Origin of the sequence: Microlunatus endophyticus, assembly GCF_014646195.1 — a bacterium.
Lineage (GTDB): Bacteria > Actinomycetota > Actinomycetes > Propionibacteriales > Propionibacteriaceae > Microlunatus > Microlunatus endophyticus.
In genome coordinates, this window is the sequence record NZ_BMMZ01000009.1 from 98918 (window position 1) to 112040 (window position 13123).

16 protein-coding genes are annotated in these 13123 nt (G+C 66.3%); 9 read left to right on the forward strand and 7 right to left on the reverse strand.

All coding sequences use genetic code 11. The features are described 5' to 3' along the window. Window positions 1–35 precede the first annotated feature (35 nt). Genes IEY07_RS16945 through IEY07_RS16955 form a run of 3 tightly spaced genes read left to right on the forward strand, consistent with a single transcriptional unit; the run spans window position 36 to window position 2776 of the window. Complete coding sequence (locus IEY07_RS16945; protein ID WP_229670202.1) at window positions 36–647, forward strand: ABC transporter permease; 612 nt, start codon at window positions 36–38, stop codon at window positions 645–647. 9 nt (window positions 648–656) lie between these two features. Then, the gene (locus IEY07_RS16950; protein ID WP_229670204.1) at window positions 657–1700 is read left to right on the forward strand and encodes an ABC transporter ATP-binding protein; all 1044 of its coding nucleotides are present in this window, start codon (window positions 657–659) and stop codon (window positions 1698–1700) included. Beyond that, on the forward strand, window positions 1700–2776 hold the full coding sequence (locus IEY07_RS16955; RefSeq protein ID WP_188896586.1) for an ABC transporter ATP-binding protein: 1077 nt from the start codon (window positions 1700–1702) through the stop codon (window positions 2774–2776). The genes IEY07_RS16950 and IEY07_RS16955 overlap by 1 nt, the downstream gene beginning before the upstream one ends. Here the strand turns inward: IEY07_RS16955 and IEY07_RS16960 are convergent. Next, complete coding sequence (locus tag IEY07_RS16960; protein ID WP_188896587.1) at window positions 2773–3627, reverse strand: aldo/keto reductase; 855 nt, start codon at window positions 3625–3627, stop codon at window positions 2773–2775. The two genes, IEY07_RS16955 and IEY07_RS16960, sit on opposite strands and share 4 nt — an antisense overlap. Window positions 3628–4019: 392 nt before the next feature. Then, complete coding sequence (locus tag IEY07_RS16965) at window positions 4020–4841, reverse strand: DUF2382 domain-containing protein (protein ID WP_188896588.1); 822 nt, start codon at window positions 4839–4841, stop codon at window positions 4020–4022. A gap of 185 nt (window positions 4842–5026) precedes the next feature. Between IEY07_RS16965 and IEY07_RS16970 the strand changes: the two genes are divergently transcribed. Beyond that, the gene (locus IEY07_RS16970; RefSeq protein WP_229670206.1) at window positions 5027–5695 is read left to right on the forward strand and encodes a TetR/AcrR family transcriptional regulator; all 669 of its coding nucleotides are present in this window, start codon (window positions 5027–5029) and stop codon (window positions 5693–5695) included. A 28-nt stretch (window positions 5696–5723) separates the two neighbouring features. Here the strand turns inward: IEY07_RS16970 and IEY07_RS16975 are convergent, their stop codons facing one another. Genes IEY07_RS16975 through IEY07_RS16985 form a run of 3 tightly spaced genes read right to left on the reverse strand, consistent with a single transcriptional unit; the run spans window position 5724 to window position 7485 of the window. Further along, window positions 5724–6341: a DUF3618 domain-containing protein gene (locus IEY07_RS16975; protein WP_188896590.1), complete on the reverse strand. Its 618-nt coding sequence runs from the start codon at window positions 6339–6341 to the stop codon at window positions 5724–5726. Beyond that, the gene (locus tag IEY07_RS16980) at window positions 6338–6823 is read right to left on the reverse strand and encodes a phage holin family protein (protein WP_188896591.1); all 486 of its coding nucleotides are present in this window, start codon (window positions 6821–6823) and stop codon (window positions 6338–6340) included. Before IEY07_RS16980 ends, IEY07_RS16975 begins: the two co-directional genes overlap by 4 nt. Then, window positions 6820–7485 (reverse strand): hypothetical protein, encoded by a 666-nt coding sequence (locus tag IEY07_RS16985; protein ID WP_188896592.1) that lies wholly within the window; start codon window positions 7483–7485, stop codon window positions 6820–6822. The genes IEY07_RS16980 and IEY07_RS16985 overlap by 4 nt, the downstream gene beginning before the upstream one ends. Window positions 7486–7645: 160 nt before the next feature. On the opposite strand from IEY07_RS16985, the gene IEY07_RS16990 reads away from it, so the two are divergent. The 4 genes from IEY07_RS16990 to IEY07_RS17005 all read left to right on the forward strand — a co-directional run bounded on the left by IEY07_RS16990 (window position 7646) and on the right by IEY07_RS17005 (window position 10598). Continuing rightward, the gene (locus IEY07_RS16990; RefSeq protein ID WP_188896593.1) at window positions 7646–7906 is read left to right on the forward strand and encodes a DUF3072 domain-containing protein; all 261 of its coding nucleotides are present in this window, start codon (window positions 7646–7648) and stop codon (window positions 7904–7906) included. 72 nt (window positions 7907–7978) lie between these two features. Beyond that, window positions 7979–8953 (forward strand): YihY/virulence factor BrkB family protein, encoded by a 975-nt coding sequence (locus IEY07_RS16995; RefSeq protein ID WP_188896594.1) that lies wholly within the window; start codon window positions 7979–7981, stop codon window positions 8951–8953. A gap of 12 nt (window positions 8954–8965) precedes the next feature. Continuing rightward, window positions 8966–9661 (forward strand): LmeA family phospholipid-binding protein, encoded by a 696-nt coding sequence (locus tag IEY07_RS17000; RefSeq protein ID WP_188896595.1) that lies wholly within the window; start codon window positions 8966–8968, stop codon window positions 9659–9661. A 49-nt stretch (window positions 9662–9710) separates the two neighbouring features. After that, window positions 9711–10598 (forward strand): sugar phosphate isomerase/epimerase family protein, encoded by an 888-nt coding sequence (locus tag IEY07_RS17005; RefSeq protein ID WP_188896596.1) that lies wholly within the window; start codon window positions 9711–9713, stop codon window positions 10596–10598. Window positions 10599–10647: 49 nt separating this feature from the next. On the opposite strand, the gene IEY07_RS17010 is transcribed toward IEY07_RS17005, so the two are convergent. Both IEY07_RS17010 and IEY07_RS17015 read right to left on the reverse strand, forming a co-directional pair. After that, window positions 10648–11166 (reverse strand): ferritin, encoded by a 519-nt coding sequence (locus IEY07_RS17010; RefSeq protein WP_188896597.1) that lies wholly within the window; start codon window positions 11164–11166, stop codon window positions 10648–10650. 61 nt (window positions 11167–11227) lie between these two features. Next, window positions 11228–11950: a hypothetical protein gene (locus IEY07_RS17015; RefSeq protein ID WP_188896598.1), complete on the reverse strand. Its 723-nt coding sequence runs from the start codon at window positions 11948–11950 to the stop codon at window positions 11228–11230. A gap of 98 nt (window positions 11951–12048) precedes the next feature. Here IEY07_RS17015 and IEY07_RS17020 point away from each other — a divergent pair, with 98 nt between their 5' ends. Then, window positions 12049–13119 (forward strand): alpha/beta hydrolase, encoded by a 1071-nt coding sequence (locus IEY07_RS17020; protein ID WP_229670208.1) that lies wholly within the window; start codon window positions 12049–12051, stop codon window positions 13117–13119. Window positions 13120–13123 lie beyond the last annotated feature (4 nt).

Sequence of the window (13123 nt, forward strand, 5' to 3'; positions counted from 1 at the left end):
TACTCAGCCGGGCCATCTACGGAGCGCGTACGTCGATGCTGGTCGCGATCGGAGCCCCCCTACTCGGCGCTGTGATCGGCATCCCCATCGGCATCCTCGCCGGCTGGTACGGACGAGCCGTCGACTTCGTCGCGCTGCGGCTCTTCGAGATCTTCACCATGGTGCCGCAGATCCTGGTGGCGTTGCTGCTGATCGCCCTGTTCGGCAACAGTGTCGGAAAGCTGATCCTGTTCCTCGGCATCTCGTCCTGGCTCGGATTCGCGCGATTGGCCCGAGCCCAGTACATTTCGCTCCGCAACCGCGACTTCGTGCTCGCCGCCCAGGCGGTGGGAGTCCCGACCTGGCGGATCCTGATCATCCACCTCTTGCCAAGTGCAGTCGGGCCGCTGATCATTTTCCTGGTACAGGAAATACCCGCAACGATCTTCGCCTCGGCAGGCTTCAGTTTCCTCGGGCTCGGCGTCCAGGACCCGCTTGCCGATTGGGGGAAAATGCTCAACGACGGCACTCAGTACCTGTCGATCGATCTGTGGACCGTTATGGTGCCGACAGTCTGCATCGCCCTTGCCACCTTGGCTTTCAGCTTCTGCGGCGACGGCATGCGCGATGCTATCGACCCGTCATCCCGTCAATCCGCCTCCCGCTAGGTAGATCCTTTGAGCACTGCGACAACCAATCCGGCCGAGCACCCTGCGTTGCTGGAGATCGACGACTTGCGGGTCTCGTTTCCCCTCGAACGGGGGATGTTGTACGCCGTCCGCGGTCTGGACCTGACCGTTCGCGCAGGCGAACGCCTGGGAGTGGTTGGCGAGAGCGGCTCGGGCAAGAGCGTCTCGGCCGCCGCGATCGCCCGGATGGTTCCCGCACCAGGCCGGATCTCATCCGGGCACATCCGTTTCGACGGCAGCGATGTGATCGGTCTCCCGGAGCGGGACCTTCGACGCCTCCGTGGTGGTCAGATCGGCATGATCCCGCAAAGCCCGCAGACCTCGATGAATCCAGTGATCACCATCGAGGCGCACTTCCAGGAAGCGCTTGCCCTGCATCTGGGGCTGTCCAAGGCCCAGAGCTCGGATCGGACGATCGAGCTGCTGCGCTCCGTCGGTATTCCCGACCCCGGTTCTCGGATGCGCGGCTATCAACATCAACTGTCGGGCGGCATGCGCCAGCGGGTGATGATCGCGCTGGCGATCGCCTGCGAACCAAGACTCTTGATCGCCGACGAGCCGACGACGGCTCTGGATGTGACAATCCAGGCCCAGATCCTCGAGCTGTTCGACCGTCTGGTGGCGGAATCCGATCTGGCCTCGATCTTGATCACCCACAACCTGGGTATCGTTGCCGGGCATTGCGATCGCGTCGTCGTCATGTATGCCGGGAAGGTGATGGAGACGGCAACCGTCGCGGAACTCTTTGCCCGACCGTCCCATCCATACACGCTGGGATTGTTGCGGTGCGTTCCACGGCTCACAGCCGCCCGAACGCGCACGTTCGCGACCATTCCCGGATCACCGCCCAGAGTGACAGAAGACGCCCCGGGCTGCCCCTTTGCGCCGCGCTGTGATCGGGTGACTGCCCAATGCCGGACCGAGACGCCAGAATTGCTCCGAATCGGGGCCCGGGCGGATGGGTCCGGCTTCGCCTCCGGGGAGCACTCGGTCGCGTGCTGGCACCCGGTCGAGTTCGGCGAGGTGGCCTGATGGGAGGCCTCGTGGACCAATCTGTGCCGGATGTGTCAGCCGAAGCCGCGGTGCCGACGCGTGCGACGACGCCGATGCTTGAGGTCAAGGATCTCGTCGTCCACTACGAGACGCGCGGGCCCGGCGCGCTCTTCGGCCGGAGTCAGACGGTCCACGCAGTCGACGGGATCGATTTCGCACTCCAAACCAACGAGACCCTCGCGCTCGTCGGGGAGAGCGGCTGCGGCAAGAGCACCACTGGGCGCGCCGCACTCATGCTCGAACGACCGACCAGCGGCCAAGTGCGCTTCGAGGGTCAGGATCTTGCCACCCTCCCGCGGCGGCAACTTACGGCCATGCGGAGACACCTGCAGATGGTCTTCCAAGATCCGATCGGCTCGCTCAACGCCCGCCACACAGTCGGCTATGCCATCGCAGAACCACTTCTGGTGCATAACCTAAGGCCGCGGGGCCAGCGCGCGGACCGAGTCACCGAACTGCTGGAGCTCGTCGGACTGCCCGCCGATGCCGCTGATCGTTACCCGTACGAGTTCAGCGGCGGTCAATGTCAGCGGATTGGGATCGCCCGGGCCCTCGCCGCCGAACCACAGTTCATCGTGCTCGATGAGCCGGTATCAGCACTTGACGTCTCGATCCAGGCGCAGATTCTGCAGCTGCTCACCGATCTTCAGACAAGGCTGGGACTGTCCTACCTCTTCATCGCCCATGATCTTGCCGTGGTCGGCCAGATGAGCGACCGGGTCGCGGTCATGTACCTCGGTCAGATCGTCGAGATCGCCGCACGCGACTCGCTCTATACCGGACCAATGCATCCCTACACTCAGGCACTGTTCTCTGCGGTGCCTGAACCCTCCGTGGGTGCGGACCGACAGACGGTTGTCGTCTCGGGCGAAGTCCCCAGCCCGGTCGATCCGCCCGCCGGCTGCCGGTTCCACACCCGATGTCCGATGGCGCAGGAGGTCTGTGCCGTCGAGCCACCGACGCTGCGCGACGTGGGCTCAGACCACCAGGTCGCATGCCACTTCGCCGAGGATGCGGTTCAGGCGAATCCGTTCGGACTCCACCTCGAAGGCTAGGGACTGAGCGTCGCCGACCCGTGGCCAAGCTGAGCCAACTCCTGCTGGTCGAGCTCAAGGGCGCTTGCGCCCGAGGCTTCGACGATCGCCTCCGCGCGCCGCGTCCCGACGATCGGTATGACGGGATGGCCAGCGGACCGCAGCCATGCCAGCGCCACTTGGATCGGCGTCGCGCCGTGTGCGGCGGCGATCGTACGGATCGGCTCCGAAGCCACCAGCTCACCGACCCGGCCACCGCCCAAGGGTGAATAGGCGAGGTAGGCGATCCCGGCCTCGGCGCAGGCGGCGAGCAGCCCGGGATCCTCGTGGTGGAAGAGCGAGAACTGGTTCTGGACCGAGACGATGTCGGCTACGGACTGCGCCCGGCGCAGCAGCGTCAGTGAGACGTTCGAGACGCCGATCATCGCGATCTTGCCCTCATCCTGGAGCTCGCGCAGCGCCAGGACGCTCTCCTCGATCGGCACGGCCGGGTCAGGATGGTGCAGTTGGTAGAGCCCGATCCGATCGACTCCGAGGTGACTCAGACTCGCTTCGCAGTGCTGCCGCAGAGTCGCCGGCCGACCGTCGAACGGGAAGCTCTCGCGACCGGCGCGGTAGTGCCCGCCCTTGGTCGCGACCAAGACCTCGTCACGCAACGGATGATCATGGAGGGCCAGGGCGATCAGGTCCTCATTGTGGGATTCGTCGGTCACGGTCGTGTAGGCACGGGCCGTGTCGATCAGGCGGATCCCGGCATCCAGTGCCGCATGGATCGTAGCGACCGATTGCGCCACGTCCACCCGGTCGCCCAGCGACCAGCCGGCGCCGCCGAGGCCGATCGCCGAGATCGGTCGATCCCCGATCATGATCATCGTACGGTTCCGTCCGGCACCGGCCACTCGACTCCCTCGCTCCATTCATGGGCTGTCCAGGCAGAGCCGGGCGACCAAGCCCGATAAAGGTCCTCGACAAACCACAGCCCGGATAGAAGGTAGTGCGCCCGGGAGCGTACCGGACCAGGATGCTGTACCGCTCGCTCCGCGTCGAGACGCCGAGCCTTCGCATGTCGTCTTGTGGCCGCCGCGATAGTCCTGATGTGATGCGGACAGGACAGCGGGTACTGGATCGTTCAGGGCTGGAACGGAGACGGGGGTAATCGTTCTGGGGTCTAGGTGCCACTGGCCGGCCGGGAGCAACCCCGACCGGCCGGCGGCGCCGCCAAAATGATCAACAACCGGCCGCAAGCGCCCGCTGACGGCAAGGATCAGCGGCCCGTGCCGCGTCGACCGGCGTCCGGGTCGTCCGGATGCTCCACCTCGACCTCTTCGCGGCGGACCTCCTCGCTGACCGACTCCTCATCGGTCACGGTGTCGGTGTCCAACCGCACCCGCTCGACGGGGACAGCTTCCTTCTCCGCGACGGGGCGTTCCTGGTGCAGGACCACCTCATGCTCGTCCTCGCTGATGTCCGGACCGGTCAGGGCCTGATCGCGGTTGGCATCGGTGATGGGCTCGCGTTCGACCCGGACCTCCTCGTGCGAGACGGGCACGGTCTGGGTGACGTTCTCGGTCACCACGTATTTCCGCAGCCGCACCCGGCCGACCTCCTCGGTCCGGGTACCGACGTTCAACCGCTCCTCCGACCTGGTCATGGCCGCATCGGAGTCGGACGCAGGCGGATTCCCGGAATCGCGGTCCACGGTGTCGGCGTTCCCGGTCGCGTCGCCGGTGACGGTCTGTGCCGTCTCGTGGTGGCCGTGATCGCCGTGCTCGATCCGGTAGTAGAAGTACAGCTGATGTTCCTCTTCCGGAGACAGCACTCCGTCCGGTTCGATCCGCGGCGCGTCCTTCACCTGCTCCTTGCCGAAGGCCACCACGATGTCGTCACCGTCGGCGACCGCGTCGGTTAGCGGCACGAAGGACTCACTGGTACCGAACAGGCCGGTGCTCACCGTCACCCACTTCGGTTCCCCGTTCTCGTTGTCGAGGTAGATCTGGCCGATCCGGCCGATCTTGTCGCGCTGCGCGTCGTAGACACTTCCACTGCCGCCGGCCAACTCGGGCAGTTGCTGTTTGCTGATCGTCATCCTCGGATCCCCTCTCGTGGTTCCGGACCGGTTTCCGATACCAGCCCTTACGTTGTAAGCCTGATCGGGGCTTACCCTGTAAGCTGACTCAGCTAACGGACGCGTGACACACTTTCTTTCCGGTCCATGCGAGGTCTGTGAGGAAGATGGCGTCCACCGAATCCCGATCCAGCTCATCCAGGGGGTTGAGCCGTGACCTCATCGTGCGGACGGCCGTCGAGCTCATCGATCAGTACGGCACCACGCAGCTGTCGATGCGCAATCTCGGCCAGCAACTCGGCGTCGAAGCGATGAGTCTCTACCGCTACGTCCGGGGGCGTGAGGACCTGCTCGAAGCCATCGTGGCAGGGATGCTGCACGACGTGGAGACCAGCCTCGAGGAAGGCATCACCGAGCACTGGCAGGGCTACTTGCAGACGCTGGCGCACCGGATGCGCGATATCGCCCTGGAACACCCCCAGGCGTTTCCGCTGGTGGCCACCCGGCACCCTGCCACGCCCTGGCTGCGTCCGCCGCTGCGCAGTCTCGAACTCGTCGAGTCCTTCATCGGCACGCTCTGTGGGTATGGCTTCACCGACGAGCAGATCGCGGAGACCTATCGCGCCTTCAGCAGCTTCCTGCTCGGCCAGCTGCTCCTGGAATCAGCGGTCCGCGGCGCCGAGACCTCGCCGGTGGAGGAACCATTGGACGAGGGCGGCGCCACCGTGCCGAATGCCGATGAGAACGTCGACCTCAGCGAGAAGCCCAACATCACCAGGATGCAGTCACTGCTCAGCGAGGACCGCGGTCTCGACGAGTTCGAGACCTCACTGGAGAACCTGCTGGACCGGCTCGACCTGATGCTGTCGCAATAGGCCGGCCGGCCGCAGCAGGATCAGGGGATCAGTTCGTCTGCGATTGCTGCACCGCATCCTTGGACTCGGCGGCCTGGCTCTGCACGTCCTGTGCAGCCGAAGTGCCGGTGTCCTTGACCTGGTCAGCCGCATGACCGGCGGTGTCGCGGACCGACTCGACCGCCTCGCGTGCGCTGTCCTTCAAATGGTCCGCGGCATCGCCTGCCACCTGCTTGGCCTCTTCCGCCAGCGGTTGCAGCTTCTCCTTGGCTGCCGAGGCGACCTGCTGCTCGGCAGACGAAGGCCGGAATACCGATGAGACGAGCAAACCGGCGCCGAAAGCGATCAGGCCTGCCGCCAGCGGATTGCCCTCCGTCCGCTCCCGCACGGTGTCGCCGACCTCCGCGGCTCTGGCTTTGGCGTCCGTACGCGTCCCGGCGAGCTGGTCACCGGCCGAATTCACCCGGTCGCGGGCCGTGTCGGAGACGTCGGATGCCGTTCCCATGATCCGATCCTTGGCGCCGCTCAGCGCGCGCCTGGCCTTGTTGGTCTGCCGCTGGGCGATGCGCTTGGGGCTGGCCTCGTCGGCCAGAGTGTCGACATCGTCACTCAGCCGGGCCCTGGTGCGCTCGATGTCGGCGCGAATCTCCTCGGGATCGTTACTCATCGGTGCTCCTCAATTCGTTGGCTGCCTGTGGTCGTGTCGCCGGTACGCTCCTGACCCTTCAGTGCCGGCGGGATCTTCTTCACGGTTTCGGTGGTCTCGGGTAGTCCGTTGATCTTCTTCAGCTGGGCGCGTCCGACCAGTGCGAGGATCACGGCGACGACCGCCCAGATCCCGGCGACGACCAACCCTGACCAGCCTCGGCCGATCACGCCACCCAGCGCCCACCACCCGGCCACCGACAGGAAGACCAGGAACAGCAGGCCGGCCACTGCCGCACCGCCGAACATCCCGATACCGCTGCCGGCACGAATCGCCGACTGCCTGGCCTCGGCCTTGGCAAGATCGATCTCCTGCCGCAACAGCGTGGTCAGATCCTTGCTGATGTCGCCCAGAAGTGTGCCGACCGAGGTCCGGTCGGCAGGCTCGTCCTCGGGGCGTACGGAGGCACCCAGGGTGCTGGGACGGTTCGGAAGATCGGTCATCGCGGCCCCACCTCGCCTGGGAGCAACCGGGTGTCCCGTACTCCGGTCTCGGTCGCCGGCAGTTCCGGGCCGGCATCGCCGGCCATGCCACGGGCGAGCCGGCCGACCAACACTCCGGCCGCCGCGGCACCCAGAAGGAACGTTCCCGGACGGCGGCGAGCGAAAGACCGCAAGCCGTCCAGGATGTCGTTCGGTTCATGGGTCTCCAGCCACTGCGCGATCTCACCGCCGCGCCGGGAAGCGTCCTGGACCAGTCCGGTCATCGGGCCGGACTGGTCCGAGGCGGAGGCCATGGCGCCGAGTTCCTTGGCAAGTGAGTGGACCGAGCCGGCCAACCGCTGTTGCTGCTGGCCGGCCTGGGAATTGAATTCGCCGATGCCTTGCCGCAGCAGGTCGCTGGTCTGGTTCTTGGCCTCGGCAGCGACCGTGGCGGCTTGTTGCTTGGTCTCCTCCACCACCTGCTGGCCGGCCGCCTTGGACGTTTCCTTGATCTCGGCCGCCTGATCCTTGGCGACGTCGGCGGTGGATCCCGGATCACCGGGGCCTCCAGCGTCGACAACCGGATCCAGCGCTGGATCCCGAGCCGGATCGCGGACTGGATCGAGGGCTGGATCGAGAGCTGGGGACGGTTGGCGGGGAGGATCGACAGGATTCTGACTCATCTCGGCTCCAATGTTCGGTTGACGAATGCGTGCCCTTACGCCGTAAGTCTCGACGCTATACCCTGGCCCGCCGACCCCTAACGGCGCTGCCGACGTCTTCGTACAGAGCTCTCCCGAGGACGACGCGTAGGACAGCGCTTGGACGGGTACTCGCGGGGGCATGACCAGCTCGGATCCCGAACACGACGCGAAACAAGCCGCCGAGACCCTGGGTGCCACCGACGGCTCGGCACTCCAGAAGGACCCGGAGGAGTGGGTCAGCGGCGATGACCCGATCACCCCTGCCCAGAAGAGCTACCTGGACACACTCGCCCGTCAGACGGGAGAGGAGTTGCCCGCAGATCTCACCAAGAGTCAGGCCTCGGAACACATCGACCGGTTGCGCTCAGCCCTGGACCAGGACAAGGACCCGGGCCGATAGGGGCCTGAGGGCCCAAGCGCCGCTTACACTGTAAGTCCAGGTCGGATCGACGGATTACAGCGAGGAGTAGCCGTGGCCCAGCAGGCACATGACGACGTACCCGGTGAGCAGGCGGAGCGTCCGCAAGACATCCCCAAGCGGGGATGGATCCAGATCGCCAAACGTGGCTGGAAGGAAGCGAAGGCCGATCAGGTGCCGCTGCTCGCGGCGGGTGTCGCGTACTACGCATTCATGTCGCTGTTCCCGGCGCTCATCGCTCTGGTGCTGATCTACGGCCTGGTGGCCGATCCCGGGCAGATCGCCAGGGAGGCCAACCAGCTGACGGGCGCCCTCCCCGGCCAAGTCCGGCAGTTGATCACCAACCAGCTGACGATGGTCTCCCAACACAACGGCGGCGCGGGGATCGGGGCGATCGGGTCCATCCTGGTCGCGCTGTGGAGCGCCTCCAGCGGCACCAGCAATCTGATCACCGCGATCAGCACCGCTTACGACGAAGAGGAGACCCGTTCGTTCATCAAGAAGCGGGCGCTCGCCCTGGCGCTGACCGTCGGGGCGATCATCTTCATGATCGTCATGCTGTTCCTGGTGGCAGCCCTGCCCGCCGTCCTGCAGTTGTTCAACAATGTCGTGATCAGAGTCCTGCTCGAGGTCGTCCGCTGGGCACTACTGGTCGTGCTGATCACCGTCGCACTGGCCGTCCTCTATCGCGTCGCACCCGACCGGGACGCGCCCAAGATCAAATGGGTGTCCGTCGGGGCGATGATCGCGACAGTCCTCTGGGCGATCGCCTCCGTCGGCTTCTCCATCTATGTGGCCAATTTCGGCAACTACGCCAAGACGTACGGGGCGGTGGCCGGCATCGTCGTTCTGCTGTTCTGGCTGTGGATCACCAGTTACGCCGTCCTGCTGGGCGCAGAGATCAACGCGGAGTCCGAACAGCAGACCATCGCCGACACCACCCGCGGCGAGCCACGCCCGCTCGGCGAGCGTGACGCTGTCAAGGCGGACTCCGTCCCCGAGCCGGCGTCTGACGCGAAAAGCGGCTAGGAGGAGGCATCGGTGCACCGTCGACGCGGACCGCTCGTCCTGCTGCTCGTCGTCGCGATCATCCTCGCGCTGCTCGTGGTCGCCGATCGGCTCGCGCCGCGGATCGTCGCCGACCGGGTGGCCGCGACGCTGCAGACCGCACTGAACACCGACCAGCGGCCCGCCGTCAGCCTCGGCGGATTCCCTTTCCTGACCCAGGTCGCGACCGGTCACTACCAGCACATCGCGATCAGCGCCAAGGACGTTCCGATCGCCGGAACGGGCGGGAGGCTGTCTGTGACCCGGCTCGACGGCACCCTGACCGACGTCCACACCGGCCGGACCTTCCGCACCATCACGGTCGGTCGTTTCACCGGTTCGGCGACAGTCTCGTACGCCGAGATCTCGGGCTTCGCCGGCACGTCCGTCTCCTACGACAGCACAGCCACCAACGGCGACGGGTTCGTCACCCTGAAGCTTCCCGGCTCGATCACGGTGACCGGTAGACCCGCGATCGACGGGGCCACCCACGAGCTCTACCTGGCCCGGCCCCAGTTCCGCGTCGGTGGCCGGTTGCTGCCAGGGGCCGTACCGGATGATCTTGTCGACAAGCTGTTCCGGGTCCGGCTGCCGCAGGTGCTCTCCGGGGTCGAGCTCAGCAACGTCCGGGCCGCCCGTACCGGATTGACGCTGACGGCGAGCGGCTCGAACATCACCGTACGGCGCTGACCGGCCCCGATCCGATCCCAACCGGTTGCCATCGTGGCAGGATCGAACCATGGCGCGGCTCGGCATCATGACGACGGAGTTCCCCGACCGGACGATCGGCGATGCTGCCCGAGCATTGCGCTCGCACGGCGTGGCGACAGCCCAGCTGCAACTGGGCTCGGTCGTGGACCAGGTGACGATCACCGACTCGCTGCAACGCGGTCTCGATGTCACCGGCCCGTACCTGTCCGATGCGCTGGCCAAGATCATCAACGGGACCTGCACCGAACTGGGCGTGACCATCGCCGCGGTTGATGGCACCTACAACATGATCCATCCGGATCGTGATCGCCGATTCCGCAACCTTGACCATCTCCTGCGCCTCATCCAACTGGCCCGTCCGATGGGTACGGGGCTGGTCACGCTGTGCACCGGGACCCGCGCCGACACCATGTGGCAGCGCGATCCGCTGAACAGCAGCCCCGAGGCGTGGAACGATCTTGTCGAGCAGCTGCGTCCGGCTACCCGGGCCGCGGAGTCGGCGGGCGTGACGCTGGCCTTCGAACCTGAGCATGCCAATGTCGTGGACTCCGCGAAGCGAGCCGTGCGGTTGATCGATGCGGTCGGCAGCCCGGCCCTCAAGGTGCTGTTCGACCCGGCGAACGTCTTCCACCGCGGAGATCTCCAGCGCCAACGCGATCATCTGGCTGAAGCGTTCGATCTGGTCAGTGAGCACATCGCCCTGGTGCACGCCAAAGACCTTGATCACGACGGTGCCGCCGGCGGCCGCGCCGCCGGACAGGGATTGCTCGACTACCCCTTCATCCTGTCCGAGCTGGACCGGCGCGGTTACGACGGAGCGATCATCCTTCATCAGCTGAAGGAACTCGACGGCCCCGGCATCGACCACGCCTTGCAGTTCCTGCGTGACCTGGCACCGCGCGGCTATCTGAGCTGACCGGCCTTCCTGGACACTCTGCACATCGTCGCACCGGCCGGACTGCTGATCAGTCGTCGGAATCCTCCGTCGAGGCGACCGGCCGGGACGCGAGATCCTCGTCGAGCCGGATCAGGCCGGGGCCGTCGTCGCCGGTGATCTTGATCCGGCCGATGATCTCGCTGACGGTCGACTCCTCCTCGATCTGCTCGTCGAGGAACCAGTTCAGCAGCGGCCGCGAGTCAAGATCACCTGCCGCTTCGGCAGCGCGAACCAGATCGCGGATCGAGGCGGACACCTTCTGCTCGTGCGCCAATGCGGCCTCGAAGGCGGTCTGCATGGAGTCGACAGCCACCTTGGGCGCTGCGATGTCGGCGATCTTGGGATGGTTCTCACGATCGACCAGGTGATCGATGAACTTGTTGGCGTGCACGATCTCCTCGTCAGCCTGATGCCGCAGCCATGCCCCGGCGCCCGGCAGGTCCCTGACATCCATCTCGATCGCCAACTGCCGATAGACGGCGGACGCCTCGAACTCCAGGGTGATCTGCTGGTTGAAGCGGGCCTCGAGATCGTCACTCATCTGCATAGCGCAACCTTTCCTTTTCCTTCGTCGATCGTTCTTCGTTGATGCCGGCTCTGGGGCTCTATCAGGATCTACCCGCGATCGCGATGGCCTCACGGATCGCCTCGGGCAGCAGCGCCGGATCACGGACCGGCTCCGGGAGTGGGACGACGAAGACATGCGCACCCGCACTGTCGAGCACCGACAGCTCGAACGCGTCGCCGTCGACCGGGCCGACCTGGACACCGGCGATCGCGGGTACCGGCACGTCAAGGAGCGTCGCGCCGAGCGCGGCGACCTCGGCCTGATGGTGATCGTTCAGGTGGGCGGCGATGTGCGCGCCGACGGCGACGACCGGATCGGGCCAGGCCAGGTCGTAGTCGTCCATCGTGATCGAGCACTCCTGCTCCGCTCCGGGCAGTAGGACGGCCGCGTGGGTCACTCGCAACCCGATCACCCGGGTGATGCGTACCGACGATCCGTCCGGGCAGCACCGACGTCCCCGCTCGAACGCCTCGACGATCTGGGCGCTCTCCCGGGCGGCCAACGGCCAGAACACGCCGCTGAGGTTGACGACTCCGATCCGCGGATGGAGCGCCAGACGGACCCGCCCGAGTCGCGCTGCGAGCAGGTCCGCGGCCATCGCCTCACCGGACAACAGCATCGGAGCCCCGTACTGTTCGTAGAAGGTTGCCGAGCCGGCAACCGCGTCGGTGGCCCAGTCCAGCGAGCCGCCGGCAGCCACGACAGACCGGGCGCGTACGGCCGGCGACAGTCGCGCCAGCGGAAGCTTCACCGGATACACCATGAGCTTAGGCTAGCCTTACCTCATGGGTGTGGCAATGACTCGCACCCGGATGTGATGCCTGGATGTGATGAAATGGCCCGGTGACGTTGGCGTCGACCATGCCGGGTGCAGAGTTCCCGCGGCTGGGATCAGAAGGACTCGAATTCCGGATCCACGCCCCCGGGGCGCACCAGGTGAAGCTGCAGTTGCCCGGCGACAGTCTGGGCAGTGGATCGGTGCCCTTCTCGCCCGAGCCGGACGGCTTCTGGCACGCAGTGATCAGCGACCCCGCTGTCGGCTTCCACTACTACCAGGTCGAGATCGACGCCCTGACCACCAACGATCCGGGCAGCCGGACCTACAGCGGCTACGGCCGGTCGGTGAGCGGGGTCGAGGTCCCGGATCCGCTGGAACCGTTCGAACTGCGCGACGTCCCGCACGGCGAGCTGCGCAGTCTGTGGTTCCGCTCGACGGTCACACGTTCCTGGCGCGAGCTCTGGGTCTGGACACCTCCGGGATACGACGACGACATCGACCGGCACTATCCGGTGCTCTACCTGCAGCACGGCTCCGGCGAGGACGAGACCAGCTGGTCCCGACAGGGGCGGGCCGGAATCATCATGGACAACCTGCTCGCCGACGGTGCCGCACGCCCGACGCTGGTCGTGATGGGCTCCGGCTATGCGGCCGCGCCGCCGAGCACGCCCCTGTCCGCGGTCGACAGCGCCATGATCATCGACGGACTCCAGCAGCTGCTGGCCGACGATGTGATCGCTACCGTCGACCGGCAGTACCGCACCATCACCGACCGCACACACCGGGCCCTCGCCGGGTTGTCGATGGGTGGCCGACAGGCCCTGGCCATCGGCCTGCGCCGCCCTGATCTCTTCGGCTGGCTGGGTGGTCTGAGTCCCGCGATCTGGCAGCGCGGCACGACCGACGCCGTGTGGAGCGTCGAGCCCACCTGGATCGAGGATGCGGTCCGGGCTGCCGGAGGCGTACGACCCCAGCAGGTGTTCCTGAGTGCCGGCACCCTCGAGGAGCGCTTCGTGACCGCGGTCGACGAGTTGGCCGGTTCACTCGCTGCCGCCGGGATCGATCACAAGTCGTACTTGTCCCCGGGAACCGCCCACGAGTGGACGACGTGGCGGCGCAGCCTGACCGAGCTGGCGCCACGGCTGTTCCGCTAACGCA

What these genes read in the sequence shown, in the direction of transcription:
- IEY07_RS16945 (WP_229670202.1), top strand. Translation starts at nt 36, where the DNA reads ATGCTGGTCGCGATCGGAGCCCCCCTACTCGGCGCTGTGATCGGCATC.
- IEY07_RS16955 (WP_188896586.1), top strand. Translation starts at nt 1,700, where the DNA reads ATGGGAGGCCTCGTGGACCAATCTGTGCCGGATGTGTCAGCCGAAGCC.
- IEY07_RS16960 (WP_188896587.1), bottom strand. Translation starts at nt 3,627, where the DNA reads ATGATCATGATCGGGGATCGACCGATCTCGGCGATCGGCCTCGGCGGC.
- IEY07_RS16965 (WP_188896588.1), bottom strand. Translation starts at nt 4,841, where the DNA reads ATGACGATCAGCAAACAGCAACTGCCCGAGTTGGCCGGCGGCAGTGGA.
- IEY07_RS16975 (WP_188896590.1), bottom strand. Translation starts at nt 6,341, where the DNA reads ATGAGTAACGATCCCGAGGAGATTCGCGCCGACATCGAGCGCACCAGG.
- IEY07_RS16980 (WP_188896591.1), bottom strand. Translation starts at nt 6,823, where the DNA reads ATGACCGATCTTCCGAACCGTCCCAGCACCCTGGGTGCCTCCGTACGC.
- IEY07_RS16985 (WP_188896592.1), bottom strand. Translation starts at nt 7,485, where the DNA reads ATGAGTCAGAATCCTGTCGATCCTCCCCGCCAACCGTCCCCAGCTCTC.
- IEY07_RS16990 (WP_188896593.1), top strand. Translation starts at nt 7,646, where the DNA reads ATGACCAGCTCGGATCCCGAACACGACGCGAAACAAGCCGCCGAGACC.
- IEY07_RS17005 (WP_188896596.1), top strand. Translation starts at nt 9,711, where the DNA reads ATGGCGCGGCTCGGCATCATGACGACGGAGTTCCCCGACCGGACGATC.
- IEY07_RS17010 (WP_188896597.1), bottom strand. Translation starts at nt 11,166, where the DNA reads ATGCAGATGAGTGACGATCTCGAGGCCCGCTTCAACCAGCAGATCACC.
- IEY07_RS17015 (WP_188896598.1), bottom strand. Translation starts at nt 11,950, where the DNA reads ATGGTGTATCCGGTGAAGCTTCCGCTGGCGCGACTGTCGCCGGCCGTA.
- IEY07_RS17020 (WP_229670208.1), top strand. Translation starts at nt 12,049, where the DNA reads ATGCCGGGTGCAGAGTTCCCGCGGCTGGGATCAGAAGGACTCGAATTC.